The sequence below is a fragment of the Streptomyces lonarensis genome, assembly GCF_012033735.1.
Classification (GTDB): Bacteria; Actinomycetota; Actinomycetes; order Streptomycetales; family Streptomycetaceae; genus Streptomyces; species Streptomyces lonarensis.
Map to the genome: position 1 here is coordinate 1 of NZ_JAAVJD010000034.1, position 23836 is coordinate 23836.

25 protein-coding genes are annotated in these 23836 nt (G+C 74.7%); 13 read left to right on the forward strand and 12 right to left on the reverse strand.

The annotated features are described in order from the left end of the window. The first annotated feature begins 180 nt into the window (after window positions 1-180). The gene (locus HCN56_RS07110; RefSeq protein WP_245246226.1) at window positions 181-1338 is read left to right on the forward strand and encodes a PP2C family protein-serine/threonine phosphatase; all 1158 of its coding nucleotides are present in this window, start codon (window positions 181-183) and stop codon (window positions 1336-1338) included. Between the two features lie 41 nt (window positions 1339-1379). Here the strand turns inward: HCN56_RS07110 and HCN56_RS07115 are convergent, their stop codons facing one another. Next, window positions 1380-2291 carry an SDR family oxidoreductase gene (locus tag HCN56_RS07115; RefSeq protein ID WP_167968637.1) on the reverse strand — a complete coding sequence of 304 codons (912 nt, stop codon included), beginning with the start codon at window positions 2289-2291 and terminating at the stop codon, window positions 1380-1382. 101 nt (window positions 2292-2392) lie between these two features. On the opposite strand from HCN56_RS07115, the gene HCN56_RS07120 reads away from it, so the two are divergent. Continuing rightward, window positions 2393-3268, forward strand: a complete 876-nt coding sequence (locus HCN56_RS07120) for a helix-turn-helix transcriptional regulator (RefSeq protein WP_167968638.1) — start codon at window positions 2393-2395, stop codon at window positions 3266-3268. A gap of 22 nt (window positions 3269-3290) precedes the next feature. Here HCN56_RS07120 and HCN56_RS07125 read toward each other — a convergent pair whose 3' ends face one another. Beyond that, the gene (locus HCN56_RS07125; protein ID WP_167968639.1) at window positions 3291-3896 is read right to left on the reverse strand and encodes a TetR/AcrR family transcriptional regulator; all 606 of its coding nucleotides are present in this window, start codon (window positions 3894-3896) and stop codon (window positions 3291-3293) included. A 66-nt stretch (window positions 3897-3962) separates the two neighbouring features. Between HCN56_RS07125 and HCN56_RS07130 the strand changes: the two genes are divergently transcribed. Both HCN56_RS07130 and HCN56_RS07135 read left to right on the forward strand, forming a co-directional pair. Further along, window positions 3963-4895 carry a DMT family transporter gene (locus tag HCN56_RS07130; protein WP_167968640.1) on the forward strand — a complete coding sequence of 311 codons (933 nt, stop codon included), beginning with the start codon at window positions 3963-3965 and terminating at the stop codon, window positions 4893-4895. Window positions 4896-5064: 169 nt separating this feature from the next. Next, window positions 5065-5664: an HD domain-containing protein gene (locus HCN56_RS07135; protein ID WP_167968641.1), complete on the forward strand. Its 600-nt coding sequence runs from the start codon at window positions 5065-5067 to the stop codon at window positions 5662-5664. Between the two features lie 46 nt (window positions 5665-5710). On the opposite strand, the gene HCN56_RS27495 is transcribed toward HCN56_RS07135, so the two are convergent. Beyond that, on the reverse strand, window positions 5711-6136 hold the full coding sequence (locus HCN56_RS27495) for a restriction endonuclease (RefSeq protein WP_446696828.1): 426 nt from the start codon (window positions 6134-6136) through the stop codon (window positions 5711-5713). A 314-nt stretch (window positions 6137-6450) separates the two neighbouring features. Next, window positions 6451-6660 (reverse strand): hypothetical protein, encoded by a 210-nt coding sequence (locus HCN56_RS07145; protein ID WP_167968665.1) that lies wholly within the window; start codon window positions 6658-6660, stop codon window positions 6451-6453. 300 nt (window positions 6661-6960) lie between these two features. On the opposite strand from HCN56_RS07145, the gene HCN56_RS07150 reads away from it, so the two are divergent. After that, entirely contained in the window at window positions 6961-7419 is a 459-nt protein-coding gene (locus tag HCN56_RS07150) for an iron chaperone (protein ID WP_167968642.1), read from the forward strand. Between the two features lie 107 nt (window positions 7420-7526). Here the strand turns inward: HCN56_RS07150 and HCN56_RS07155 are convergent, their stop codons facing one another. Both HCN56_RS07155 and HCN56_RS07160 read right to left on the reverse strand, forming a co-directional pair. Further along, complete coding sequence (locus tag HCN56_RS07155; RefSeq protein WP_167968643.1) at window positions 7527-7943, reverse strand: VOC family protein; 417 nt, start codon at window positions 7941-7943, stop codon at window positions 7527-7529. Between the two features lie 47 nt (window positions 7944-7990). Then, on the reverse strand, window positions 7991-8368 hold the full coding sequence (locus HCN56_RS07160; protein ID WP_167968666.1) for a helix-turn-helix transcriptional regulator: 378 nt from the start codon (window positions 8366-8368) through the stop codon (window positions 7991-7993). Between the two features lie 607 nt (window positions 8369-8975). On the opposite strand from HCN56_RS07160, the gene HCN56_RS07165 reads away from it, so the two are divergent. The 6 genes from HCN56_RS07165 (at window position 8976) to HCN56_RS07190 (ending at window position 14287) form a co-directional block, all read left to right on the forward strand. Then, the gene (locus tag HCN56_RS07165) at window positions 8976-9713 is read left to right on the forward strand and encodes a S1 family peptidase (RefSeq protein ID WP_167968644.1); all 738 of its coding nucleotides are present in this window, start codon (window positions 8976-8978) and stop codon (window positions 9711-9713) included. 261 nt (window positions 9714-9974) lie between these two features. Beyond that, window positions 9975-11030, forward strand: a complete 1056-nt coding sequence (locus HCN56_RS07170; protein WP_167968645.1) for a tetratricopeptide repeat protein — start codon at window positions 9975-9977, stop codon at window positions 11028-11030. Continuing rightward, window positions 11027-12112: a polyprenyl synthetase family protein gene (locus HCN56_RS07175; protein WP_376770848.1), complete on the forward strand. Its 1086-nt coding sequence runs from the start codon at window positions 11027-11029 to the stop codon at window positions 12110-12112. The genes HCN56_RS07170 and HCN56_RS07175 overlap by 4 nt, the downstream gene beginning before the upstream one ends. A gap of 299 nt (window positions 12113-12411) precedes the next feature. Continuing rightward, on the forward strand, window positions 12412-12861 hold the full coding sequence (locus HCN56_RS07180; RefSeq protein WP_167968646.1) for an ATP-binding protein: 450 nt from the start codon (window positions 12412-12414) through the stop codon (window positions 12859-12861). Window positions 12862-13203: 342 nt separating this feature from the next. Then, complete coding sequence (locus HCN56_RS07185) at window positions 13204-13572, forward strand: STAS domain-containing protein (RefSeq protein ID WP_167968647.1); 369 nt, start codon at window positions 13204-13206, stop codon at window positions 13570-13572. A gap of 115 nt (window positions 13573-13687) precedes the next feature. Then, window positions 13688-14287, forward strand: coding sequence for a helix-turn-helix domain-containing protein (locus HCN56_RS07190; RefSeq protein ID WP_167968648.1), 600 nt, complete (start codon window positions 13688-13690; stop codon window positions 14285-14287). Window positions 14288-14318: 31 nt separating this feature from the next. Here the strand turns inward: HCN56_RS07190 and HCN56_RS07195 are convergent, their stop codons facing one another. After that, the gene (locus HCN56_RS07195; protein WP_167968649.1) at window positions 14319-15086 is read right to left on the reverse strand and encodes a MerR family transcriptional regulator; all 768 of its coding nucleotides are present in this window, start codon (window positions 15084-15086) and stop codon (window positions 14319-14321) included. After that, a complete protein-coding gene (locus HCN56_RS07200) occupies window positions 15079-16329 on the reverse strand; it encodes an MFS transporter (RefSeq protein WP_167968650.1) in 1251 nt (416 codons plus the stop codon). The genes HCN56_RS07195 and HCN56_RS07200 overlap by 8 nt, the downstream gene beginning before the upstream one ends. Before the next feature lie 242 nt (window positions 16330-16571). On the opposite strand from HCN56_RS07200, the gene HCN56_RS07205 reads away from it, so the two are divergent. Then, window positions 16572-17516: an SDR family oxidoreductase gene (locus tag HCN56_RS07205; protein WP_167968651.1), complete on the forward strand. Its 945-nt coding sequence runs from the start codon at window positions 16572-16574 to the stop codon at window positions 17514-17516. Between the two features lie 15 nt (window positions 17517-17531). On the opposite strand, the gene HCN56_RS07210 is transcribed toward HCN56_RS07205, so the two are convergent. The 3 genes from HCN56_RS07210 to HCN56_RS07220 form a co-directional block, all read right to left on the reverse strand. Further along, the gene (locus HCN56_RS07210) at window positions 17532-18491 is read right to left on the reverse strand and encodes a helix-turn-helix domain-containing protein (RefSeq protein WP_167968652.1); all 960 of its coding nucleotides are present in this window, start codon (window positions 18489-18491) and stop codon (window positions 17532-17534) included. A gap of 95 nt (window positions 18492-18586) precedes the next feature. Further along, on the reverse strand, window positions 18587-20029 hold the full coding sequence (locus HCN56_RS07215) for an aldehyde dehydrogenase family protein (RefSeq protein ID WP_167968653.1): 1443 nt from the start codon (window positions 20027-20029) through the stop codon (window positions 18587-18589). 189 nt (window positions 20030-20218) lie between these two features. After that, complete coding sequence (locus HCN56_RS07220) at window positions 20219-21577, reverse strand: MFS transporter (protein WP_167968654.1); 1359 nt, start codon at window positions 21575-21577, stop codon at window positions 20219-20221. 73 nt (window positions 21578-21650) lie between these two features. Between HCN56_RS07220 and HCN56_RS07225 the strand changes: the two genes are divergently transcribed. Continuing rightward, window positions 21651-22568 carry a LysR family transcriptional regulator gene (locus HCN56_RS07225; RefSeq protein WP_167968655.1) on the forward strand — a complete coding sequence of 306 codons (918 nt, stop codon included), beginning with the start codon at window positions 21651-21653 and terminating at the stop codon, window positions 22566-22568. A 110-nt stretch (window positions 22569-22678) separates the two neighbouring features. Here the strand turns inward: HCN56_RS07225 and HCN56_RS07230 are convergent, their stop codons facing one another. Further along, window positions 22679-23773, reverse strand: a complete 1095-nt coding sequence (locus HCN56_RS07230) for a winged helix DNA-binding domain-containing protein (protein ID WP_167968656.1) — start codon at window positions 23771-23773, stop codon at window positions 22679-22681. Window positions 23774-23836 lie beyond the last annotated feature (63 nt).

Below are 23836 nucleotides of genomic sequence, written 5' to 3' on the forward strand. Positions count from 1 at the left end.
GGCGCCCCGCCGGGTCGACCCGGCGGGGCGCCGCCCGGGCGGTGTCGGGTCGATGGCGGGGCGAGGCGCCGCGCCTGCCGCGAGACGGCGCGGCACTCCGGTCCCGAAGGCCGCGTCCTCCACCCCGCCGCGCGGCCGCCGGGCCGAGCGGGCGCGCTGGTCTGATGAGACGCTCGGGCTATGCGCATGCTCCGCGGACCGTACGAGGCGGCCCTGATCCGGCCCGGTAGTGCCATGTTCACCGCCGTGCGGATTCTGCCGTTCCTCGCAGTGATCGCGGTGGTGTCCATCGAGCTGTCCCCGGCGCACTTCCTCTACACGGGGCCGTTCCTCACCCCGGCTCCCGCCCTCGCCGCTCTCACCATGGGGCCCCGCGGTACGGCGGCGGTGGCCGTGGTGACGGCACTCGCCAGTTGCACCACGGCGACCTTCAACCAGGCCTGGGGCAGTCAGCAGGTGTACGCGAACCTGTCGGCGCTGCTGCTGGTCTCACTGGCGAGCCTGGCGAGCAGTACCGCGCGGGCGCGGCGTGAGCGGGAGCTGGCACACGTCCGGCGCATCGCGCAGGTCTCCCAGGACGTGGTACTGCGCCCGGTGCCCGAGCAGCTGCACGGGGCACGGGCAGCGGGCGTCTACCTGGCCGCCGAGGCGGGGGCGCGCATCGGCGGCGACCTCTACGAAGTCCTCTCCACCCCCTACGGAATCCGCGTCATCGTCGGTGACGTGCGGGGAAAGGGCCTGCCGGCGGTGCGTACCACCGCCGCGGTGCTGGGCGCCTTCCGCGAGGCGGCCCACTACGAGGCGGAACTGGCGGACGTCATGTCGCGCTGTGAGGCCGCCCTCCAGCGGGAGGTGAGCCGGGCGGAGCAGCTGGTGGAGGCGCCGGGGCCGCACGACCGGGCGGAGCAGTTCGTGACCGCCGTGCTGGCCCAGGTACCCGCCGAACCGGTGGTGGAGCTGGTGAGTCGGGGGCACCCCCCTCCGCTGCTGCTGAGCGGCGACGAGGTCCGGCCGCTGGAGGCGTCCGTGCCGCTGCCGCCCCTCGGCCTGGCGGAGTTCCTCGGGGCGACGCCCCCGAGGGCGGAGACGTACCCGTTCCGACCCGGTGAGCGGTTGCTGCTCTACACCGACGGGGTGATCGAGGCCCGTGACCCCGCCCGCAACTTCTTCGAGCTGCCGGCCCACCTCGCCCGGCTCGACCACAGCCCGCCGCAGCAGCTGGTGGAGCAGTTGCGGGCCTCGCTGCTGCACCACGTCCGCGGCAGCCTGGAGGACGACGCCGCCATGGTGGTGGTCGAGCGGGAAGGGTGCGGTACGCCCGCGCGCGCCGCTGTCTGAGTCCCTGCGGGCGGGTGCCGGGCCGACCGGCTCGGCGTCGCTCAGGATGCTTCGGGGAAGGACACCTCCGCCAGTTCGCAGGAGACGTCCCACAGCCGGGCGGCCTCCTCGGGCGACCGGGCTGCCCGGTGGAGGCGCTGCTCGCGGGCCGCTCCGGTGAGGTGGCCCAGGCCGCGGGGTCCGTAGTACCGCCCGCCCACCGCCTCCGGGCTGGTGGCGGCGTACCACGCGGGCCGCACCCCGCCCGCGACGCGTTGGACCGGCCAGCCCAGCGGGGCGAGGAAACGGAACGCCGCGTCGAACGGCGAGCGCCCCCCGCCCAGCCCCGGGCCTGCGGACTGGAGGTTGGTGGCGGCGAGACCCGGGTGCGCCATGGTGCTGGTGATGCCCCACCCGTGCCGCCTGCTCCGCCGGTCCAGTTCCAGGGCGAACAACATGGTCGCGAGTTTCGACTGGCCGTAGGCGGGCCAGGGCCGGTATCCGTGCTCGAACTGCAGATCGTCCCAGTTCATGCCCCTGACCATGGCCGCGGCCAGTGCGGACTGGGTGGTCACCCGGGCGGCACCGGCGATGAGCAGCGGGAGGATGCGGGCGACGAGCGCGACGTGGCCCAGGTGGTTGGTTCCGAACTGCAGCTCGAAGCCGTCGGTGGTGGTGTGTCGTGTCGGCGGTGTCATGACGGCGGCGTTATTGATCAGGATGTGAATGGGCCGCCCCTCTTCGTTCAGCCGGTCGGCCAAGGCGGCGACCGACTCCAGGGACGCGAGGTCGAGGAACCTGGTGGACGAGGCCCCGCCGATGCGGTCGAGCGCCGCCCGCCCCTTGGCTGCGTTGCGGACCGGGAGGACGACCTCGGCCCCCGCGAGTGCCAGGCGCTGCGCGAGCCCCAGCCCGATCCCGTCGCTGCCCCCGGTGACCACGGCCAGCTTGCCGCGCAGATGCGTTTCGTTCATGCGGCGATGCTCGCTCGCCGCGGCGCCCCCGGGCAGAGCGCGGTTGTCGGGGGATCGGCGGTCCCTGGTGGCCCGGGGCCGATCGGGCGCACAATCAACCCATGGACCGCGACGCACTGGCCGACTTTCTCCGCCGCCGACGGGAGGCCCTGCGCCCCGAGGACGTCGGACTGCCGCCCGGGGTGCGGCGACGGACGTCCGGCCTCCGCCGTGAGGAGGTCGCGCACCTCGCCGTCATGTCCGTCGACTACTACACCCGGTTGGAGCAGCGGCGCGGGCCGCAGCCCAGTGCCCGGTTGCTGAGCGGACTCGCACGCTCGCTCCGGCTGTCCAACGACGAACGCGACCACCTGTACCGGCTCGCAGGTCACCACGCGCCCGCCGCGACCGACGGGCCGGCCGGCGTCGCGCCGGGACTGCTGCGGGTGTTGGAAAGCCTTGGCGACTCCCCCGGGCTGGTGCTGACCGACCTGGGGGTGACCCTGGCGCAGAACCGGATGGCGGTGGCACTCCTGGGGGACACCGCCCGCTTCTCGGGGCCGGCCCGCAGCGCGATCCACCGGTGGTTCATGGACCCGGCGGAGCGTGCTCGGTACCCGGAGAACGACCGGGACCGGCAGAGCCGGGCACAGGTCGCCAACCTGCGTGTCGCCCACAGCGTGCACGGGCCGCGTTCCCAGGCCGACGCGCTGGTGCGCCTGCTGCGGCGGGAGAGCTCGGAGTTCGCCGGACTGTGGGAGCGGCATGAGGTCGCCCGCCGGTTCGCCGACCGCAAGACGCTGCTCCACCCGGAGGTCGGTGCCATCGAGTTGGACTGCCAGGTGCTCTTCACCGAGGACCGCGCCCAGACGTTGCTGGTGTTCACCGCGGAGCCTCGCACCGAGGCGCACGGGAAGCTGCAGCTGCTGTCCGTGCTCGGCGCCGACAGCTACTCGCCGGCAGCCGGCAGTCCCGGAGCCCGGGCTCAGGAGTGGTGAACGGCGGCGTGGCGCTCCCCGGTCAGCCGTTCCCGGGCGGTGCGCCGCCGCGGGCTGCCAGCAGGACGCGTGCGGTCGCCCGTGCCTTGGCGTACGCGTCCCGGTCCCCCAGCGTGGTCGCGGTCACGTGGGCCCCTTCGTGGACGAGGTGCAGCCGATCGGCGGTGGCGGCGTCAGCGGTCAGGGTCAGGAAGAGCTCCAGCATCCATCGCTTCTCCTCCCGGATCGCCTCGCCGACCGCGGCGGAGCTCGTCCCGAGCTCGGCCCAGGCATTGACGAAGGCGCAGCCGCGGGGGTTGTCGGCGGCCCAGCGCTCCGCGGTGTCGAACACCGCGAGCACCTGCTCCGCGCCGGCGGGCTGCCGAACGAGGTCTGCGAGCAACAGCGTCTGCCAGCGGTGCGCTCGGCGGCGGAGGTATGCCACGACCAGGTCCTGCTTGGACCCGAACCGCTGGTAGAGGGTGCGCTTGGTGACTCCGGCGGATTCGGCGACGAGGTCCACGCCCACCGCGCCGATGCCCCGGTCATAGAAGAGCTGCTCGGCGGCGGCCAGCAGCCGCTCCCCCGCGGGCGTCGTCGTGGGGGCGGGCGCCGGGGCAAGGCGGGACAGGTCGGCTCGGGCGAGCATGCGTTTCCCCTCTGCCGTCGGACGGGTACACGGCGAGTATACCGACCAGTGTGTTTACATACGACCATGAGAGATCTCGGATGGGCGGCCGGCTTCGTGGTGCTGTGGTCGTCCGGGTTCGTGGGCGCGGTGCTCGCCCAGCCGGCGGACTCTCCCGCGGGTGTCCTCGCCTGGCGGTACGTGGCGACCGCCGCCATCCTGGCGACGGCGGTTCTGATCACCCGGCGGACCGCGATCACCGGGCGCGAACTCGTCCGGCAGAGCGGGGTCGGACTCCTGGCGCACGTGGTGTTCCTGGGCGGTGTCTTCGGGGCGTCGTCCCAGGGCGTCGGAGCGGGCACGGTGGCCCTGGTCTGCGCGGTGCAACCCATGCTGGTGATGCTGGTGGGCCGCTTCGCCTGGGGCGACTCCCTGCGCCGCAGGCAGGTGTTCGGAGCAGCCGTCGGACTGGCCGCGGTCGCGCTGAGCGTCGGCGGCGGGTTCGGCTCGTCGGGCGCCGGGCTGCTGCTCCCGGTGGCGAGCCTGCTCGGACTGTCGGGCGCCGCGCTGCTGGAACGTCGCCGACCTCCCACGGCGGACACGCTGACCTGCCTCTGCGTCCAGGTGGTGGTCTCCGCCGCGGTCTTCCTCGCCTTCGCCGCTGCCACGGGCGGACTCGCGCTCGACCTGACCCCGTCGGTCGCCGGCGCCCTCGCCTGGCTGGTGGTGCTCTCCGGGCTCGGTGGTTACACGGCCTTCGTGGTCTGCCTGCGGCGCCTGGGGAGTTCGCGCACCAGCCTGCTGCTCTACCTCACCCCGCCGGTCACGACCCTGTGGGCCTGGGCGATGTTCTCGGACGCACCGGGGGCCGCCCAATGGTCGGCGCTGGCCTTGGCCGGTGTCGCAGTGGTGTTGTCGTGGCCCGCGCCCGCCCGGGGCGGGCCGGCGGAGAGCGGCGCCGCGGACGTCGGGGAGGTCGGCGGCGGCCGCCGACTCGACGGCGCCGGGGCGCGGCGCTGAGCCCGGGAGTGCGACAGCCGGTCCGGCCACCCGCCCGGAGCTATCCTCCAGGCAGCGCCGAGGCGTGCAGGGCCACGGCCGAGCAGGGCGGAGGCCTCATGCACCACGGAGATGTCGGGCGCGTCGGACACGCGGCCCGCGGAGTGGACACCGCCGGGCGGTCCCCGCGGTGAGCCTGCCCACCGAGCGGGAGATCCGCGCGCTGCACCGGGCCCATGCCCCGTCGGCCGCCGCGTTCCGGCTCGTCCTCGGCCACTGCGAGACCGTCTGGCGGATCGCGCGTCTGCTGCTGCGCGAGCTGCCGACCCCGGTGGACACGGAGCTGGTGCGCGCGGGCTGCCTGCTGCACGACATCGGCGTCTACCGGCTGTACGGGGCCGACGGGCGCCTCGACGAGCAGAACTACGTGCGGCACGGGGTGCTGGGCCACGAGCTGCTCGCCGCTGAGGGGTTCCCGGAGCAGCTGTGCCGGTTCTGCTCCTGCCACACCGGGGTGGGGCTGAGCCCGTCCGACGTGGTGGAGCAGCGGCTGCCGATACCGCCGGGCGACTACGTGGCTCGGACCGTCGAGGAGCGCCTGGTCATGTACGCCGACAAGTTCCACTCCAAGTCCCGGCCCGCCCGGCTGCTGACCTACCCGGAGTACGCGGCCCACGTCGGCAGGTTCGGGACGGACAAGGTGCGACGGTTCGCGGCGCTGGCCGACGAGTTCGGGCTCCCGGAGACGAGCTCGATCACCCCCTCGCGCAGCCGCGGTCCGACGGCCTGAACGCCCCACCGGCCCCGGCCGGTAGTCCTCTCCTCCGGGAGCGGATTCAGGGGAGGCGTTCCCCTCGGGGAGGGGAACGCGGCGGCGGCACGGCCGGCAGCAGCTGCCAAAGCGGACGGCCGCCCGACGCCCAGGCACCGAGCACCTCGCGGTCCACCACGTGGAGCCGCTGGCGGCCGGCGAAGTCCACCGCCGGGGCCGTCACACGGCCGTTGGTCACGATGACCGCCACGTCGGCCCCGTGCACCTGGCGGGCGGTGCCGTTCAGGACCTGGAAGTCGGGAGTGCCGACCGGGGAACCGGCCAGGCCCTGGCGTCGGTGCTTGCACTGGACGACCCAGCGGCGCCCGAACGGGTCCGTGGCCGTCACGTCGGCGCCGAGGTCACCGGCGCCGCCCACGCGGACCGCGTCACGGCAACCGTCGCGGCGCAGCAGGTCCCGCACGGCGTCCTCGAACCGCGAGTGGTGCATCGCGTCGAGTCGCGAGAGCGTCTCCGGCCGACGGCCGCCGCCCCTCACCCCCGGCTGCGGGCAGCCGGCCCGCACCTGGCCTCGGTGAACGCCTGCCGCGAGTGACAGGACCGCGGCGACGGCCGGAACCCACCAGGTGGCGAGCAGTCCCTCGACAGCCAACGCGAGCCCGCCGAGGCCCAGCAGGACGGGGGCGACGGCTCGCGACTGCGGTCGTGCCCCGGCTCGTGCTCCGGCTCTCGACCGGCGCCGGCGTACGGCGCCGCGGCCCGGCCCCGGTCGTCGGCCACGGGGCCGCGACCGCGACCGCCGGCTCACTGCCCCGCCCTGGTCACACCGTGCGCCAGTTCACCCAGGGCCGTGAAGAGCGCCTGCCCCACCGGGGTGGGGGCGATGAGAACCCCGAGCGCCAGAACCAGCACCACGGTCACCTTCTCGTCCGTTCTGCTGCGCGCCTGCGTACGTCGGCACAGGCGTGCGACGACGACGGCTGCCAGCAGCACGGCCACGTTGACGGTCAGCACTGCTCGGACCACTCCCCACTTCACCGACCCCACGGGAACGAGGCACCCCTCCTGCCTCGACCATCCTGTATAGCCCCCCCACCGCCGGAGATTGGCCCGATTCGCAATCAATGGCATGATCCCGTCGAATCTGGCCGAACACGCACACACCAAGCAGAACTGGCACAGAATTTCGACGAGGAAACGAGTTGCCGCGCGCAGACGACCGGCCAGCTTTCGAGAAGCGACCACCGCGGAAGCGGGCATAGGGTCTCGGCAGACGGCACCACCCGGATGCCCCGTCCCAGGAGAGTGATGACGATGAGCGGGAGCTCCGAACCAGCGACCGGGTCAGGAGGCTTCTCCCCCGAGGAACGCGCCGCGATGCGGGAGCGGGCCGCCGAGCTCAGGACGGAGGCGGACCGGCCACGAGGCGGTAAGGCCGCGGCACAGGAGCTCGAGGTGCTGGCGAAGATCGCCGGGATGCCGCCGGCCGATCGTGCCGTGGCCGAGCGGGTCCACGCCATCGTCACCACGCACGCGCCGGAGCTCGCTCCCAAGCTGTGGTACGGGCAGCCCGCGTACGCGCGCGGCGGCACGGTGGTGTGCTTCTTCCGCAGCGGGGCCGCGGACAAGGAGCGCTATTCGACGTTCGGGTTCACCCCGGCGGCGGCGCTGGACGACGACAGCGGGCTCTGGCCCACCTCCTACGCCGTGAGCGAGTTGAGCGAGCCGGCGGTGGCCGCGTTGACGGCTCTGGTCGCGCGGGCGGCCGGCTGAGCGGCCGCGGCCGCCTGTCGACCGTCGGCGGGGCCGTGCGGGAGAGGCGGGCGGCGCTCCGGCGGGTCCCCGGCCGCCCCTCCCCGGGGCGGCCGGGGACCGCGCGGTCAGGGGGCGGGGGTCGGCTGGGTGAACCGGATCCGGTTGCCGAAGGGGTCGCGGAGGCCGCAGTCGATCCCGTAAGGGCGCCGGGTGGGCTCCTCCGTGAACTCCACGCCGCGCTCCAGCAGCGTCCGGTAGGTCGCCTGGCAGTCATCGGTCGTGAGGACGAGCCACCCGCCCATCGCCCCCTTGGTGACCAGGTCGCGGACCTGTGCGGCGGTCTCCTCGGAGAGGGCGGGGGCGCCGGGCTTCTCCAGGAGGATCTGCCGTTCGGGGTGGCCGGGCACACTGACGGTCAGCCAGCGCATGAAGCCCATGTCGATGTCGGCGGCCACCTCCAGTCCGAGTGTGCCGACGTAGAAGGCGTGCGCCTCGTCCTGGTCGAGAACATAGATCTGTGACTGCGCGATACCGGTGAACATGGGAGCACGCTATCGACGGCGGGGCGCCCTCGCTTGTCCGAAACTGCTCATCGCGGTGCGGAGGGAGGCGACGCCGGGCGGGCCCACGCCATCGTGAAGCAGCTGGGAACCGGAAGCACCCCTCCCCGACCGCGGAACGTCCGGGGAGAGGTCCCGACGATGTCGCGGAACGTGCGGCTGAAGGTACCGGGGCTGTTGAAGCCGACCTCGAAGCAGATGTCGGTCACGCTGCGGTCGGTGTGGCGGAGCAGGAACATCGCGCGCTCCACCCGCCGGCGTTGCAGGTAGCGGTGCGGGGTCTCGCCGAAGGTGGCCCGGAAGATCCGCGAGAAGTGCGCCGGGGAGATGTGGGCGAGCCGGGCGAGCGACGGCACGTCCAACGCCTGCGCGTAGTCGCGGTCCATCGCGTCCTTGACCCGGAGCATGCGACGGTTCGAGTCCTCCACTGCGCGGTTCACGGTGCCATCCCATCATGGGCCACCGACAGCGGCGCGGCGTGCGGCGGTGGCCGGGCGCTGCGAGCCCCGCAGCCGCCCCACCGGCCGTCGCCGGGCACGACACGCGTGCACCTCCGTTCCAGCGGCCGGCCGTCTCTGCGGGCCGTCCCGGGCGGCGACAGGGGCAGCCTCCCGGAGTCCGGCGGCCCGGGCGGTGGCCGCCGCTGCTCGGCGTGACGCCTCGGCACGACTCGGGAGCGGGTGGGCGGCGGCGCCCGTCGACGGGCGCTCCGTGGCGTGGCGCGTGGCCCCCACCCGCGGTCAGCCCCGGGAAACGCGTCCTGGCCCACCGGCGGGGGCGGCCGGCCGCGGGCTCGGGGCACGACGCTGCCCGCGCGGGCGCCCCCGGCGCGGGGACGGACGCGGCCTGGTGGTGACAGTCCGCACCACAGCGTGCTGGGGTCTCCACGGAAGCACCACCGGTCAACCACATTGAGGGAGAAGTATGTTCGCTCAGTCCCGGTCCCGACTCCGCTCGGCCCTCGGCTTACTCGCGGCGGGGCTCACGGCGGCCCTCGTCCTGTCCGCTCCCGCAGTGGCCGCAACCCCCGTGACCTCGGAACCCGCGGCGCCGCTCATCGTCGGCGGGACCCCCACCACCACCGACGAGCACCCCTACGTCATGCAGTTGGCCGGCGCCTCGGGTGTCCGCGTGCAGCGGTGCGGCGCCACCCTGGTGGCACCGACCAAGGCGGTCACCGCCGCCCACTGCGTCCACAACCTCGACCGGACCCGCTATCTGGTGGTGGGCGGCCGCACCGCGCGTCTCGGCCCCGAGGGGGTGGACCGCGAGATCAGCGACATCTGGATCAACCCCGCCTGGGACAGGGACACCAAGGCGGGGGACGTCGCCGTGCTCACCCTCGCCGAGCCCATGCCGTTCGCCACCCTCCCGATCGCCGGCCCGACGGACGCCCATCTCTACGAGCCGGGAACGCCGTCGCACGTACTGGGCTGGGGCCGCACGGCGGAGGTCGGCAACGCGTCCACCGTGCTGCGGATCGCCGAGGTGCCGCTGGTGGCGGACGCCGCGTGCGAGGCGGCCTACGCCTCCCACACCTTCCAGGTGGACAGCGCGTCGATGGTCTGCGCCGGCCTGCCGGAGGGCGGGGTCGACGCCTGCCAGCTGGACAGCGGTGGCCCCCTGGTGGTGGACGGCGTTCTGGTGGGCGTCGTCTCCTGGGGCAACGGCTGCGCCCGACCGGACTTCCCCGGCGTCTACGTCCGCGTCTCGGCCTTCTCCGAGGCGCTGAGCGCCGAGATCGGCACCTGACCCGCCCCGGGACCCCGGGGCTCGCAGCCCCGATCCGCAGTGGGCGGCCGCCCACTGCGGATCGGGGTGCGTGGGACGGCCCGCCAGGGGCAGCCGCAGACGAAGCGCGTGGCCAACTGCGCTGCGGACGTGCGGCCTTCATGGGCGCACACCGCACCGGACCACCCGGGCGGCGGGTAGATACCGCGTATACATACGCGGTATAAAGGCTGTGCCGGAGGTTCTCCTCCGGCTACCGATGCCTCCGGCCGAAAGGACTCGATGTACGGCAAGGCCTTCGCCCCCGAGTACCAGGGCGCCCTCACCGCCCTGTCCGTCAACTCCTCCCTCCCCGACGTCCTGGCCGCGGCCACCGAGCAGTTGGCGGCGGCCCGCCGTGCCGGCTCTCCCCTGGAGACGGCCCGTGCCGGACTCGCCGCCGCCGAGGCCTACCGGCGACTGGGACGGACCGAGGAGGCGGAGAGCGCCTGGAAGGACTCCTACCGCACCGCCCGGTCCGCCGGGGACGCCGGCGCCATGGCATGGGCGCTGTGGAGCGGCGGCACCCTCGCCCGGCAGTGCGGGCGGCTCCCCCTCGCCCGGCGGCTGCTGGGGCTCGCCGCCGACCTCGGTGAACGCGGCGGCGACGTCGTGGCCCGCGGCTACTCCTTGGCGGGCATGGCGGAGACCGGACGCATCCAGGGCGACTACGAGGCGGTGCGCCGCCTCCACGAGCAGCTCCTCGCGGAGGCCCGCCGCAGAGGCGAGGCCCGCCACACCGTCTGGGCCCTGGAGGGGCTAGCCCAGATACACCGCAACACCGGCGACCTGGACAGCGCGCACCGGCTGTTCGCCGAGGCCGCGGCCATCGCGGCCGACGCCGAGGACCGGCGGGGCCACGCCTGGGCGCTGCGCGGGTTGGCGGACGTGGTGTCGGTCCGGGACGGGGACGCGGACCAGGCGCTCGCCCTGCTGGCCGAGGCAGAGCGGAGCTGCCGCACGATGAACCTGCGCAGCGCGTTGGCCTACAACCACAAGATGCAGGGCAACGTGCGGTACCGGGCGGGCCGGTTCGCGGAGGCCCGCGACTCCTACGCCCAGGCGTGGGAGGAGTTCCGCGCCATGAACGAGCCCCGCGGTGAGGCGCTGGCACGACTCGGTCTCGCGAAGTCCCGCGCCCACCTGGGCCGCGACGCGGACAAGACCGCCGCCGAACTGGACGAGCTGGCCGAGACCATGGAGCGCATGGGCCTCCGCCACGCGCTGGAGATGGTGCGGCGGGCGCGCGCCGAACTCGGCCCGGCGGGGGCGGCGCGCCCGCTGGAGGTCGCCCCGTGACTGCGGGCGGTTCGGCGCTCCGCGACATCGTCCGCGCCAGGCCGTCGGAAGAGGTCGAGCCCGCCCGGGATGCGGCCGCCCTGCTGGAGAGCTGTCGGCAGCAGGTCCGGCCGGATCTCGAGGCGGCCGTGGGGACACTGCATCCGTGGCTGGCCGAGATGGCCGGTTACGCGTTCGGCTGGTGCGAGGTGGGCGGAGCCGTGAGCACCGGCGGCGAGGGGGGCAAGGGGGTGCGGCAGGCGCTGGCCCTGCTGGGTGCCGAGGCCGCGGGCTCGCCCGCGCGCCACGGGGTGCCGGCCGCCGTCGCGGTCGAGCTGGTCCACGTCTTCTCGCTGCTCCACGACGACGTGATGGACGGCGACGCCGTCCGGCGGCGACGCCCGACCGTGTGGCGCGCCTACGGGACCGGACCCGCCGTGCTGGCCGGTGACGGACTCTTCGCGCTGGCGGTGGAGACGCTGGCGCACGCGGGCAGCCCCGCGCGGGGGTCGCGGGCGGTGCGGCTGCTGTCGGGGGCACTGGGAGACCTGGTGCGGGGGCAGGCGGACGACCTGCTGTTCTCCTCCCGGCCGTGGGCGGGCGAGCAGCAGGTCCGCCCCGCGGAGTACCGCGCGATGGTGGAGGGCAAGACCGGTGCGCTCCTCGGCTGCGCGGCCGCCACGGGCGCGACCCTGGCGGGAGCCGCACCGACCGCGGTCGCGGCGCTGGACCGGGCGGGCCGCAGTCTGGGGGTGGCGTTCCAGCTCGCCGACGACGTGCTCGGCCTGTGGGGGGATCCGGCTCTCACCGGGAAGCCCGTCCACAACGATCTGCGGGAGCGGCGCAAGACCTATCCGGTACTCGCTGCCCTGCGCTCCGCGACGCCCGCCGGACGGGCGCTGCGGGTGCTCCTGGAACAGGACGGCGATCCCGCGCAGGCCGCGGAACTGGTGGAGGAGGCAGGCGGCAGGGCCGCCACGCTGGCGGAGGCCGACCGGCACCTCGCGGCGGCGCACTCGGCGCTTGCCGAGCACCCGCCGGCGCCCGGGGCCGTGGCGGGGCTGACAGCGCTGGCCGAGTTCGCGGTCCGACGGCACCGCTGACCGCGATGCCCCTGCCGCGGTGGGTCAGCCGCGCCGCCGTTCCGACGGCGCGGTTGACCCACCGGCTTCCGGCTCCTACCGGCCCGGCCCGCGTGCCAGCGGGCCGGGCCGGTCCCGCGCGGGGCGCGACCGGTGGCCGAGGGCTCTACCAGGCGCCCGCTTCGACCGGGTAAGAGGGGTGTTGCGCGCGCGGCACGGCCGCGGTGGCGCGAATGGGCACGGGGTCCAGGAGTGTTGTCCCGACGTTGGGGCATGCGGGACTGATGATGATGGAACGCCCACGGAAAGCGAGTGGCCCCTTGCCGGAGACGCCGGGCAAGCCAGGCCGCACGGACACGGGAGGGCAGCCGGTCAGCGCATGCGCCGCCTATGAGGGCAGCGAGGAGCTCGGGGAGGCCCGGGCGCTCGCGGAGCAGTTCCTCGACGCCGTCCGGACCAGCGGCGGGGTCGAGGTCGGCGCGGACGCCCGCATGATGCTCCCCCTGGTCGTCAGCGAGCTGGTCACCAACGTCCGGCGGCACGCTCCCGGCCCGCACATGCTGGAGCTGGAGCTGGTGGCCGAGTGCGCGCGGGTGAGCGTGTGGGACACCGACCCGGCTCTCCCGGTGATCCGGGAGAAGGACCCCCGCCGTATCGGCGGTCACGGGCTGGAGATCGTCACCGCCGTCTGCACCGGGTTCGAGATGCACCGGGAGCTGGTCGGGAAGCGACTCACCGCCGTCCTGCCGCTGAACGACCGCGCGGTCTGATCGGGCCCGGCCCGCCCCGACCGGCGCCGGCCCGCCGAAGCGGCCCCGCGGCAACGCGCTCCGCAGCGGGCGACCTCGCCACCGCGGCGAGGGCGTCGCACCCCGCGGCCGGGACACCGAGGCTTCCCCGGGCCCCACGGCCGAGCGGACCGGTCGCCCGCGGTAACGGCCGACGGCACGAACCGGATCACAGCGCGGCGGCGCCACCGGCCCGGGCACTCGGCCCCCGCGGTCGACGGATGCGCCGTACCACGACGGCTCCACCGCTCCGCACTTGAAGAACAGGAAAGACGTGACCTTCACGAGACCGAACATTTCGGCCCGGGCTGGGAGGATTCGAGGATGATCCCCCCACAAGCCGCCGTGGTGAGCACGGCGGAAAGTTCCGGCATCTTCACCGTCGCGGTCAGCGGCGAGGTGGACGTCGACGCCGTCGGACCGTTCGAGGAGGCGCTGGCGACGGCGCTGCGCTCGACGGCGCACTGCACGATCGTCGACATCTCGGGCCTCACTTTCGCCGACTCCACGCTGCTCGGCCTGCTGCTCTCGACCAAGGCCGCCCACGAGGACGCGGGGCGGCCCCTCGCCATCGCCGGACCGCTCAGGCCGTGGGCCACCCGGCTCTTCACCGTCACGGGCACCGCCGAGTTCCTGCCGCTCGCCGACGACCTGGACGCGGCCCGGCAGCTGGCCGGCTGCGTCGGGAGCTGACGGCCCGGGCCGGGCCCCCGTCCGCGGCCGGTTCTCCTCCACCGGGGCCAGGAGGCGTGAGAGCGGCTGCGCGCTGCCTCGGCACGGTCAACCGGCAGGGCATACGCTGACGCCCATGGAGCAGGAGGACGGGGAGCTCGACCGGCTGGTCCGCGGGCGCATCCGCGCGCTCCGGGTGGCGCAGGGCTGGTCGCTGGACGATCTCGCCGCGCGGACCCGGCTGAGCCAGTCGACGCTGAGCAGGATCGAGACCGGGGGACGCCGGCTCACGCTGGACCAGCTCGCGACCCTGGCGCGGGCCCTCGACACCACGCTGGACCAGTTGGTGGAGCGCGACACCGCCGACGTGGTCGCCAATCCGGTCCATGACGCGCCGCACGGGCTGCTGCGCTGGACGCTCCGCGCGGAGCCCGGCACCACGGTGGTGCGGCAGCGACTGACGGACCCGCCGCCCGGCAACCCGGCACGGATGCGGGCCCACCCCGGGCACGAATGGCTCGTGGTGCTGTCGGGGACGGCGCTGCTGCTGCTCGGTGAGCGGCGGTTCCGGGTGGAAACCGATCAGGCGGCCGAGTTCCCCACGATGCTGCCGCACGCGATCGGGGCGGTCGGGGGCCCCTGCGAGATCCTGGGCATCTTCGACCGCGACGCCCGGCGCGGGCACCAGCGCCGCCCCGGTGACGATCGGCAGGCCGCTGGGCCGCCGGTCCTCTGAGGAGCTTCGCCGCCCCGCTCGGCGGTCTCGCTCAGCCGGCGGGGTCGAGGAGTTCGGCAAGTCGGTGCAGCGCCCTGCGCTGCTGGTCGTTGAGCAGGTCGTCCGTGTGGCGCCCGAGCATGTCCGCGGCGTCGCCGAGGTCCAGCGCTGATTCGGTGCCGCCCAGCTCGCCGATCTCGGGGCCGAGGGCCGCGGCGAACGTCTCGGCGAACGTCGCGATCTCCTCGTCGGTGGTGTGCGGCCCGAGGCGGGCGAAGCCGTCGCTGACGGCCGCCACCACCGGGAAGAGCGCGGGGCTGCTGAGCCGCTCGTAGAACCGGGCGAGGCCGGCCATCCCCTCCTCCCCCGCGAAGTGGGCGAGGAGGACCGACTGGTCGCGGTCGAGCCGGACCACATCGGCGGGGAGTCCCGCGGTGGCGAAGGCTGCGAGGAAGGGCGCCAGCTCGGGTGGGACGTCGGGCGCGGAGCGGTGCGCGCGCAGCAGGGCGATGACCTCCCGTTGGCGGGCGATCCGCGCCATGCGGTCGGCAAGTTCGCGGTCGAGGTCGTCGAGGAGATCGGCGGTGGTCCGGCCGCCGTCCTCACCGGCGTCGCCGTCGAGGATCTCGGGCATCCGTTCCAGCGGTACCCCGAGCGCGGCGAGGCGTTTGACGCGCAGCACGCGCACCAGGTCGTGCACGTCGTAGTCGCGGTAGCCGTTGCTGTTGCGGTCGGGCTCGGCCAGCACTCCCACCTGGTGGTAGTGGCGCAGCGCGCGCACGGAGACGCCGGCCAGTCGGGCGAGTTCGCCGCTACGCACCCTCGGTCACCACCTCTCGTACGGGCATCGCCCGGGGTTCGGGTTCCAGGTTACGCAGCGGCCTGGCGAACAGGCCGAACAGCAGGGCGGGTAGCCAGAGGCTCGCCAGTGCGACGGCCGCGACGCGGATGCCCGCGTACTCGGTGAGCAGCGCGGCGGCCACGATTCCCGCGGGGAGCACAGCCGTCATGAGAGCGTTCTGCGTTCCCAGGATGCGGCCGCGGAGGTGTTCCGGGATGCGTTCGATCATGAGGACACCCAGCAGCCCGCCGAAGAGGCCGCCCGAGACACCCGCGACGACGGCGCCGGCGAGAACGATCGGGGTGGAGGCGAGGGAGCCGATCAACGCGAATCCGACGGCTGTCCCGAGCAGTCCGGAGACGAACCAGACCCGACGGGGGCCGCGGGTCCCCAGGGCGGCGTAGGTGGCGCCGCCGAGCAGCATCCCGGCCGCCAGCGCGGTGAGCACGAAACCGAGCATCCCCGGCTCCCCCGTGAGGGAGAAGTGGACGGGCAGCACCAGCCCCTGCATTGAGGCGAGGACGAGGGCCGACGCCAGACTGATCAGGGTGGTGGCCAGGAGGAACCGGCTGCCGAGCAGCGCGCGCCAGCCGACGCGTAGTTGCGACCAGCCGCTGCCCGCTTCCGCCGCGCCGGCGCCGGTACCGTCGGTGGCGCCGACACGGTGCGGGATCAGCAGGGTGAGCAGGGCGGCGGCGAGCGAGGTGCCGGCGGTGATCCACAGCACCGTCGAGCCGTCGAGCAGCACCATGAGGGTACCGGCGGCCGCCGGGCCGAGCAGCAGGCCGACGGCGCCCAGCGCCTCCCGCAGCCCCATCAGCCGTTCGGCCGACACGCCGCCGTGCCGCACCACCGCGGGCAGCAGGGTCTCGCGGGCGGTGATGCCCGGCACGTCGCCGAGCGAGCCGACGATGCCGCAGAGGATGAACCACCCCAGGGTGAGGCCCGATATCCGGTCGATGACGGGCAGGGCGCCGATGGCCACGGCGGAGATCAGGTCGGTGACCACCGAGGAGGTGCGCCGGTTGATCCGGTCGATCACGACTCCCATCAGCAGGCCCGCGGCGACCGCCGGGACAGCCGTCGCCGCGGCCACGGCGCCGGCGCCCATGACGCTGCCGGTGGTCTGCAGCACGATCAGCGGCAGCGCGATCGCGGCGATCGAGTTGCCCAGCAGGGAGAGGAGGTAGGAGGTGAGATAGGCGAACGGCACGATCTTCATGGCACCAGTGAGAACCATGACGTAAGGGCGGGGTCAAGCAGCCGTCCTGCCGCGCCCGCGCGCGGCCCGACCGCCCCCGGCGCGGCCGCCGAACGGGTGGTGGCACGGGTTCTCCACCGCTCGGCCGAGTGTCGCCGGTGACCGACCGGGCATGTGTAGCTGCTGCCACACCGACCGCGCCCGACGCCTGTCCCGGACGGGGCCGAGCAGCCCGGGCGGTGGACCGAGAGACGGGATGCACCATGCACAGTGCTGCTCGACGAGGCCGCGGCGGTGCCGCGGCGCATGCCACGAGGAACCTGGAGGGCCGGGTCGCGGTGGTGACGGGGGCGGCCCGGGGGGTCGGGGCCGCTCTGGCGCACCGGTTGTCCGGGGCGGGCATGCGGGTGGCGCTGCTGGGCCGGGAGAGCGAGACGCTCCGCCGTGCCGCCGGCGGACTGCTCACCGAGAACGTCGGGATCGAGGTCGACGTCACCGACCGCGCCGCGCTGGCGGAGGCTGCCGACGAGGTGGCCGACCGGCTCGGTCCCGCGTCCGTCGTGGTCGCCAACGCCGGTATCGCGGCGGGCGGCCCGTTCGTGCTCTGCGCGCCGGAACTGTGGGAGCGGGTCATCGACGTCAACCTGACCGGGTCGGCCAACACCGCCCGGGCGTTCCTGCCGCAGCTGTGCCGTACCCGCGGGTACTTCCTGCAGATCGCGTCCACGGCTGCCTTCGGGGCCGCGCCGATGATGAGCGCCTACTGCGCCTCGAAGGCGGGGGCGGAGTCGTTCGCCCTGGCGCTGCGCGGCGAGGTGGAGCCGGACGGCGTCGGCGTCGGCGTCGCCTACCTGCACTGGACCGGTACGGACATGCTGACCGGGATCGACGAGCACCCGGTGCTGCGGGCGCTGCGCTCCAACCAGCCGGCGCTCGCGCGCCGGGTGCACTCCCCCGCTCGGGTCGCCGAGTGGCTCACCACCGGGGTGGCACGCCGGTCGCGGCAGGTCTACGCACCGCCCTGGCTGCGCTACTGCCAGCCGTTGCGGCCGCTGTTCCCGGCGGTGGTGGGCGTGATCGCGCGCCGGGAGATGCGGAAGCTGCCGATGGACGACCTGCGGTCCGCCACGGGGGTCATGGGCGCGGGCGGCCGCGCCGACTGGGACCGGGCGGAGGTGACCGACCGCTACCGGTCCGGCGGCGGATGACCGGGGCCGGGGGTGTCACTCCGAGGCGCGGTGGCCGGGAGCGTCGGCGCGGGCGGGCTCCTGCCCACCGGACCGGAGCTGTTCCGGAGCGCGGCCCCCGGGGCGGCCGTCGGGGGTGCTGCCGGTCCACCGCTCGAGGAACGCCAGCGCCTCCTCGGCGGGGCTTCCGGGCGGCGCGGTGTAGAGGATGAGCTGCTGGCCGGCGCCGCGCACGTCCATGACCTGGAAGTCCAGCTCCAGCTCGCCGGCGGTGGGGTGGACGAAACGCTTGCGGCCCGCCCGGTGGGCCCGCACGTGGTACTCCGCCCACCATCGCCGGAAGTCTGCGTCCCGCAGGGAGAGCTCACCGACGAGTCGGGCGAACTCCGGGTCGTCCGCGCAGCTGCCTGCCTCCATGCGCAGGTAGGCGACACACTCGGGGCCGACCGTCTCCCAGTCGCGGTAGCGGGCCCGCAGCTCCGGGTCGAGGAAGGCGAGCCGGACCAGGTTGCGCCGTTCGGGGGCCACGCGTCCGAAGTCGGTCAACAGCGCGGCGGCGAGCGGGTTCCAGGCGAGGACGTCGAGTCGGCGTCCCAGTACCAGCGCGGCGACGCCGCGTGCGCCGTCGAGCAGAGCGCGTGTCGCCGGGTCGACACGCCGGGTGGCGCGGCCGCCCCCGGCCGGCCCGCCGCCGCTGCCCGGCCGGGGGCGGGCACGGGCGGCGGGCGGGGAGGCGGCGGCGCAGTGCAGCAGGTAGGCGCGCTCGTCGGCGGCGAGGCCGAGGGCGGCGGCGAGTGCGGTGAGGACCTCCTCGGAGGCCGTGGTGGCCCGGCCCTGCTCGATGCGGACCACGTAGTCGACGCTGACCCCCGCGAGGGCGGCGAGTTCTTCGCGGCGCAGCCCCGGCACCCTGCGGTGACCGAGGGCCGGCATGCCCACCTGCTCGGGTGTCACGCGGGCGCGGCACGCCCGGAGGTAGTCGCCCAGTTCTGTCACGTCGTTCCCCTCTTCCTCGTCGCGCGGCCGTGCCTGGCACGGCCGCACCCGCCGACCGCGGGGCCCCGCCCGAGGGCCCCGCCCGGGGCGCCGGGTCAGGCCGCCGCGGTGGCCGGCCGGTGGACGACCTTGGTCTCCAGATGGGCGAGGATGCCCTCGACCCCGAACTCCCTGCCGTTCCCGGACTGCTTGTACCCACCCCAGGGGGCGGTCCAGTCGAACGGGGCGTCGTTGACGAGCACCGCGCCGGCCCGGAGTTGTGCCACGACGTCCTCCACCTGCTCGGCGTCACGCCCGACGACGTAGGCGGCCAGGCCGTACGGGGTGTCGTTGGCGATCTCGACGGCCTCACTGACCGTGTCGTAGGCGATGACGCACGCCACCGGCCCGAAGATCTCCTCCTGCGCGATCTGCATGGTGTTGTCGACGTCGGCGAAGACGGTGGGGCGGACGTAGTGCCCGTGCGGCAGACCTTCGGGCCGGCCGGGGCCGCCGGTCACCAGCCGCGCGCCGGCCGCCGTGCCGGAGCCGATGTACCGCTGGACGGTCCGCCACTGCGCCGCCGAGGCGAGCGGCCCCATCTCGGTGGCGGGGTCACGCGGGTCGCCCACGCGGAGGGCCTCCAGGGCCGGGACCAGGGTGCCGAGGAACTCGTCGAGCCGCTCGCGCGGAACCAGCGTGCGGCTGGGGGCGCTGCAGATCTGTCCGGTCATTGCCATCATGAAGGTGTGGAGCGTCGCCACGGCGACGTCGAAATCAGCGTCGGGAAGCAGTAGTTGGGGGGACTTACCGCCCAGTTCGGTGTGGACGCGCTTGGTCGTCGCGGCGGCCGCGACGCTCACCCGGGTGGCGGTGGCCTGAGACCCGGTGAAGGAGACCAGGCCCACGTCGGGGTGGGAGGCCAGTGCCTGGCCGACGACGTCGCCCCGGCCCGGAACGAGGTTGAAGACGCCGGGCGGCAGGTCGGCGGCGTCCATGATCTCGGCGAAGACCATGGCGGTGTGGGCGGCGGTCTCCGCGGGCTTCAGTACGACCGTGCATCCCGCCGCGAGCGCCGAGACGGTCTTGCCGACCATCTGGAGCACGGGGAAGTTCCACGGGGTGATCAGCGCGGCCACCCCCAGCGGTTCCCGGCGGACCTCGCCGTCACCACGCGGTACGGGGTCGGTGAAGGGGGTGGTCGCGAGGACGTCGAGCGCCGTGGTGATCTGGAGGCGCGCGGTGGGGATGTGCGCGTCATGGGCGAGCCGGACGGGGGCGCCCATCTCCGCGGTCACGGCGTCCGCGAGGTCCGCGGCCCGCCGGTCGAACTCGGCGAGCACCCGGGTGAGCGACTCGGCGCGCTCCTCCCGGGTGGTGCGGGCGAAGCCGGTGAAGGCGCGGCGGGCGGCTGCCACCGCGCGGTCGACGTCGGCGGCGCCGCCGAGGGCGACACTGCCGGAGCGGGTGCCGTCGGCGGGGTCGGTGAGCGTGAGGACGGAGCTGTCGAGCGGCTCGGTCCAGCGGCCGTCGGTGTAGAGGCGGGTGTGGTCACGCACGGGAGTCCTCCTCGGACTGTCGTCGGGCCGGCCGGCGCGGTCACGTCGGTACGCGACCGCGCCGTTCCGGTCCCTCGACTGTCCTCGGCTGCGCGCCGGGGCTCCAGGCACGGCTGTTCCTGGTACTGCGGTTCCCAGCCAGGCACCGGGACGTCCCGGGTGGCGGCTGGGGCCGCCCCGTGCTCGTCGTCAGCCGGGTGTGGGCACCCGGCAGTTGCGCGACGGTCGGGCCAGGCGGCCGGTGGCGAGAACGAGCAGCGCGGCGGGGCCGACCGCGCCCCAGCTGATCCAGGTGACCGCGGTCGCCAGCGGGACCCAGATCGTCAGGATGCCGACGACGACGGCGGGGGCTCCGGAGCCCAGGTAGAACAGCAGATGGAGCGCGGCCCCGATCCCTGCCCGCTGTCCGTCGGGGGTGCGGGCGTCCACCGCGCGGGCCGCGCCGCTGAAGGCCAGGCCGTGTCCCACGCCCGCGGGCACGGCGGCGGCCAGCGTGAGGGCGAGGGAGGAGGCGCCGCTGAGTGCGAGCAGCAGCAGGCTGCCGCCGAGCAGGGCCACCCCGAGCTGTTGCGCCCCGGTGGTGCCGCGGCGGGTGGCGGCGAGTTGCGCCACGAGCGAGCAGATCAGCACGGCGGCCAGCACGGCTCCGGTGAGCGCGGCGTCGTCCGTCCCGAGCGCCCGGACGAGCAGGGCCGGAACGAGTGCGAGGTAGATCCCGAGCACCGCCCAGGCGAGGAACCCGTTGAGCCCCGCGACCAGGAACAGCGGGCGGAGGTCGGCCGGGATGCGGGGGCGGGTCGGGCGCCACCGGGCGCGGGTGCGGCCCGGAGCCAGTGCGACCGGCACGGTGGTGCGAAGGCGGCACCACACCCACCCCAGGAGCAGCAGGTGCAGCAGGAAGGGGGTGAGCAGCGGCCCCGGGGCGTGCTCGGCCAGCAGGCCGGCGAGGGCCGGGCCGGCGGCCGTGCCCACGGTGAAGGCCAGGCTCGCGAAGAGCGGGCCGCCGATGCGGGCCGCGGGGTGCCGGTGGGTGGTGATCAGCGCCTGCGCGGCTCCGGTGGCGGCCCCCAGGGCGAGCGCCTGGGCGACGCGGCCGGCGAACAGCCACGGCGTCGCGTCGGCCAGCGCGAAGCAGCACGAGCCGGCTGCCGCGAGCAGCAGGCTGAGCCGGAGGACGGGCTGGTGGCCCACGCGGTCCGCGGCGGGGCCTCCGAGTAGCAGCGCCGGACCGCTGACCAGTGCGAACATCGCGAAGATCATGGTCATGCCGAGGTCGTCGAAGCCGAACAGCTGCTGGTACCGGGGGTAGAGCGGGCTGGGGAGGTACGCGCCGGCGGTGAGGACCACCACGAGGAGCGCGGCGGTGCGGACCGTGCGGCGGTCGAGTTGCTCCGGGCGCGCCGGACGGCGGCGCACCGCGGTGCGCAACCTGGTGGCGGTGGGGCTGCCGGGGCGGGTGCCGGGGGTCGTCAGGTGACGGATACGGGGGGATGTCCGGGAGTGCGACGGGCGGGTCCGTTGCCGCCTCGTGACACGCTGCTCTGCCATGTCGGCCAGTATCGAGGCGCGAGATCAAAAGAAAAATCAAATGAATTCTGCGCTGATCGTGCAAACTTCTTACATGATCGACTCGCGGTTGCGCATCCTCCAGCTGGTGGCCGAGCACGGCACGGTGACCGCCGCGGCACGGGTGCTCCACTACACCCCCTCGGCCGTCTCCTACCAGCTCAGACAGCTCGCCGCGGATGTCGGTGTGGAGCTGATGGTCCAGCAGGGCCGCGGGGTCCGGTTGACGAGCGCGGCCCACGTCCTGCTCCATCACGCGGAGCTGCTGCAGGAGCAGTGGGAGAACGCGCGGGCCGACCTGGTGGGGGCGGGGGTCGAACCGTCGGGCCATGTCACCGTCTGCGGTTTCTCGACGGCCGCCAGCCGGCTGCTGCCGCCGGCGGTCGCAGCGGTGCGGGCCGAGTTCCCGCGACTCTCCGTCAGCGTGGTCGAGGCCGAGCCCGACCGCTGCTTCGACCTCGTCCTCTCCGAGCGCGCCGACCTGGCGCTGCTGGTGGCGACGCCGGACTCCCCACCGGTCACCGACCGGCGGTTCGAGCAGCGGCCGCTCGTGGAGGACCCCCTGGATCTCGTCGTCCCGCTCGATCACGACCTCGCGGGGCGGAGCCGCGTCACCCTGGCCGACGCGGCGGCCGAACCCTGGATCGTGGGCAACCCGGGGACCACGTATCACCAGTTGCTGCTGGCCGCCTGTCTGAGCGCCGGTTTCACCCCGCGGCTGGCCCACTACGCGGACGAGTGGGGTACGGGCACGGCCCTCGTCGCGCACGGCCTCGGGGTCTTCCTGGTGCCGCGTCTCGCGCAGCTGGCGGACGAGGCGCGGGTGGCGCGCATCCCGCTCCGCGGGGAGACGGCGCCCGTCCGCCGCATCGTGGCCGTGACACGGCGGGGCGCGGGTCAGCACCCGGTGCCGCGCCATCTCGTGCGCACCGTCACCGACACCGCGCGGCAGCTGCTGGCGGACGGGGTCTGAGGCACCCGGGACCGGTGGCACGCCGCGGCCCGGTCACCCCTCGGGCGTGACCGGGCCGGCCTGCGACGACGCAGCGGGGGGAGCGGGCAGCGGACCGACCCTGCGGGGAGTCACGGCATCTCGGCGATCCGCACATCGGCGGAGCCACTGCCGAGGAACTCGGCCAGCGCGCCGCCCTCGTCCCGGATCTCCCGCTGCTCGGTCCGGGAGAACGGGCGCAGCGGGGTGACCGTGACGTGGTCCTCGCGCACGCGCCACGTCGCCGAGACGCGCCCGTCGACGAGGACCACCCGCTCCCCCGCGACGGAGAGGCCGAGGTGCTCCCGGTCGATGATCCGGTCACGGTCGCGGTAGCCGAGGACGGCGTTGTCGAAGGCCGGAAGGAACCGCACCGGCGCCGGGGTGTCCGCCGGCGGCCGCGGAGCCCCGGGCAGGTCCAGCAGCTCGCGCCCGTGCCCGTCGCGGAACGAGACCAGCTCGCCGCGTGCGGCGCGGATCGCGGCGGGCAGTCCGGCGAGCCCGCACCAGGCCCGCAGGTCGGAGGAGGCCGCCGGCCCGTAGGCCGCCAGGTAGCGCCGCAGCAGCAGCCGTCCGACCGGGTCGCTGTCGTCCGCGTCGTGCGGGTCCACCGCGCGCCCCAGCCAGGTCGCGAGCGGCAGGTTCCGCACCCCGCCGCTCCGCTGCCACAGGCCGCGCGGCGGCAGCTGCGCCATCGGGATGAGCGCCGCCACCAGGAGCTCCCCCAGCGCCCGGCGGGGAGGGCCGGGCCACCGCTCCCGCAGCGGCTCGACGATCTCGGCCATGGAGCGGGGGGCGCCGTCGGCCAGCACCGCCAGCCCAGCCGTACGGACCGCCTCGGTGTCGACGCCACGCAGTTCGTCCCGGTACGTGGTCAGCACGCGCTGCCGGAGCATCGCGTCGTGGCGGCCGCGCCAGGCGAGCGCGTCCGACGCAGCCACGAGATGGACGGTGCGGCGCATGAGGTGGGTGCGCACGACGGCCCGCCCCGTCACCAACGCGTCCAGCGCCTCGGGGCGGAACCCGCGCGTCCGCGCCCACAGCCCGACGAACGGCTCCTGCGGCTCCTGCGCCTGCACCCCCGCCAGGTGTGACACGACGTCGAGCGGCGCGGCGTCGGAGCGCTCCAGCAGGTACTGCCGCGCGAGCGTGGCTCGGTTGAGGGCGCGGTCGTCCAGAACGGTCATGACGGGCTCCCACCGGGGAGGAGGGGTACGGCGCCACACATGCGGTGGTGCGAGGTCACGGCG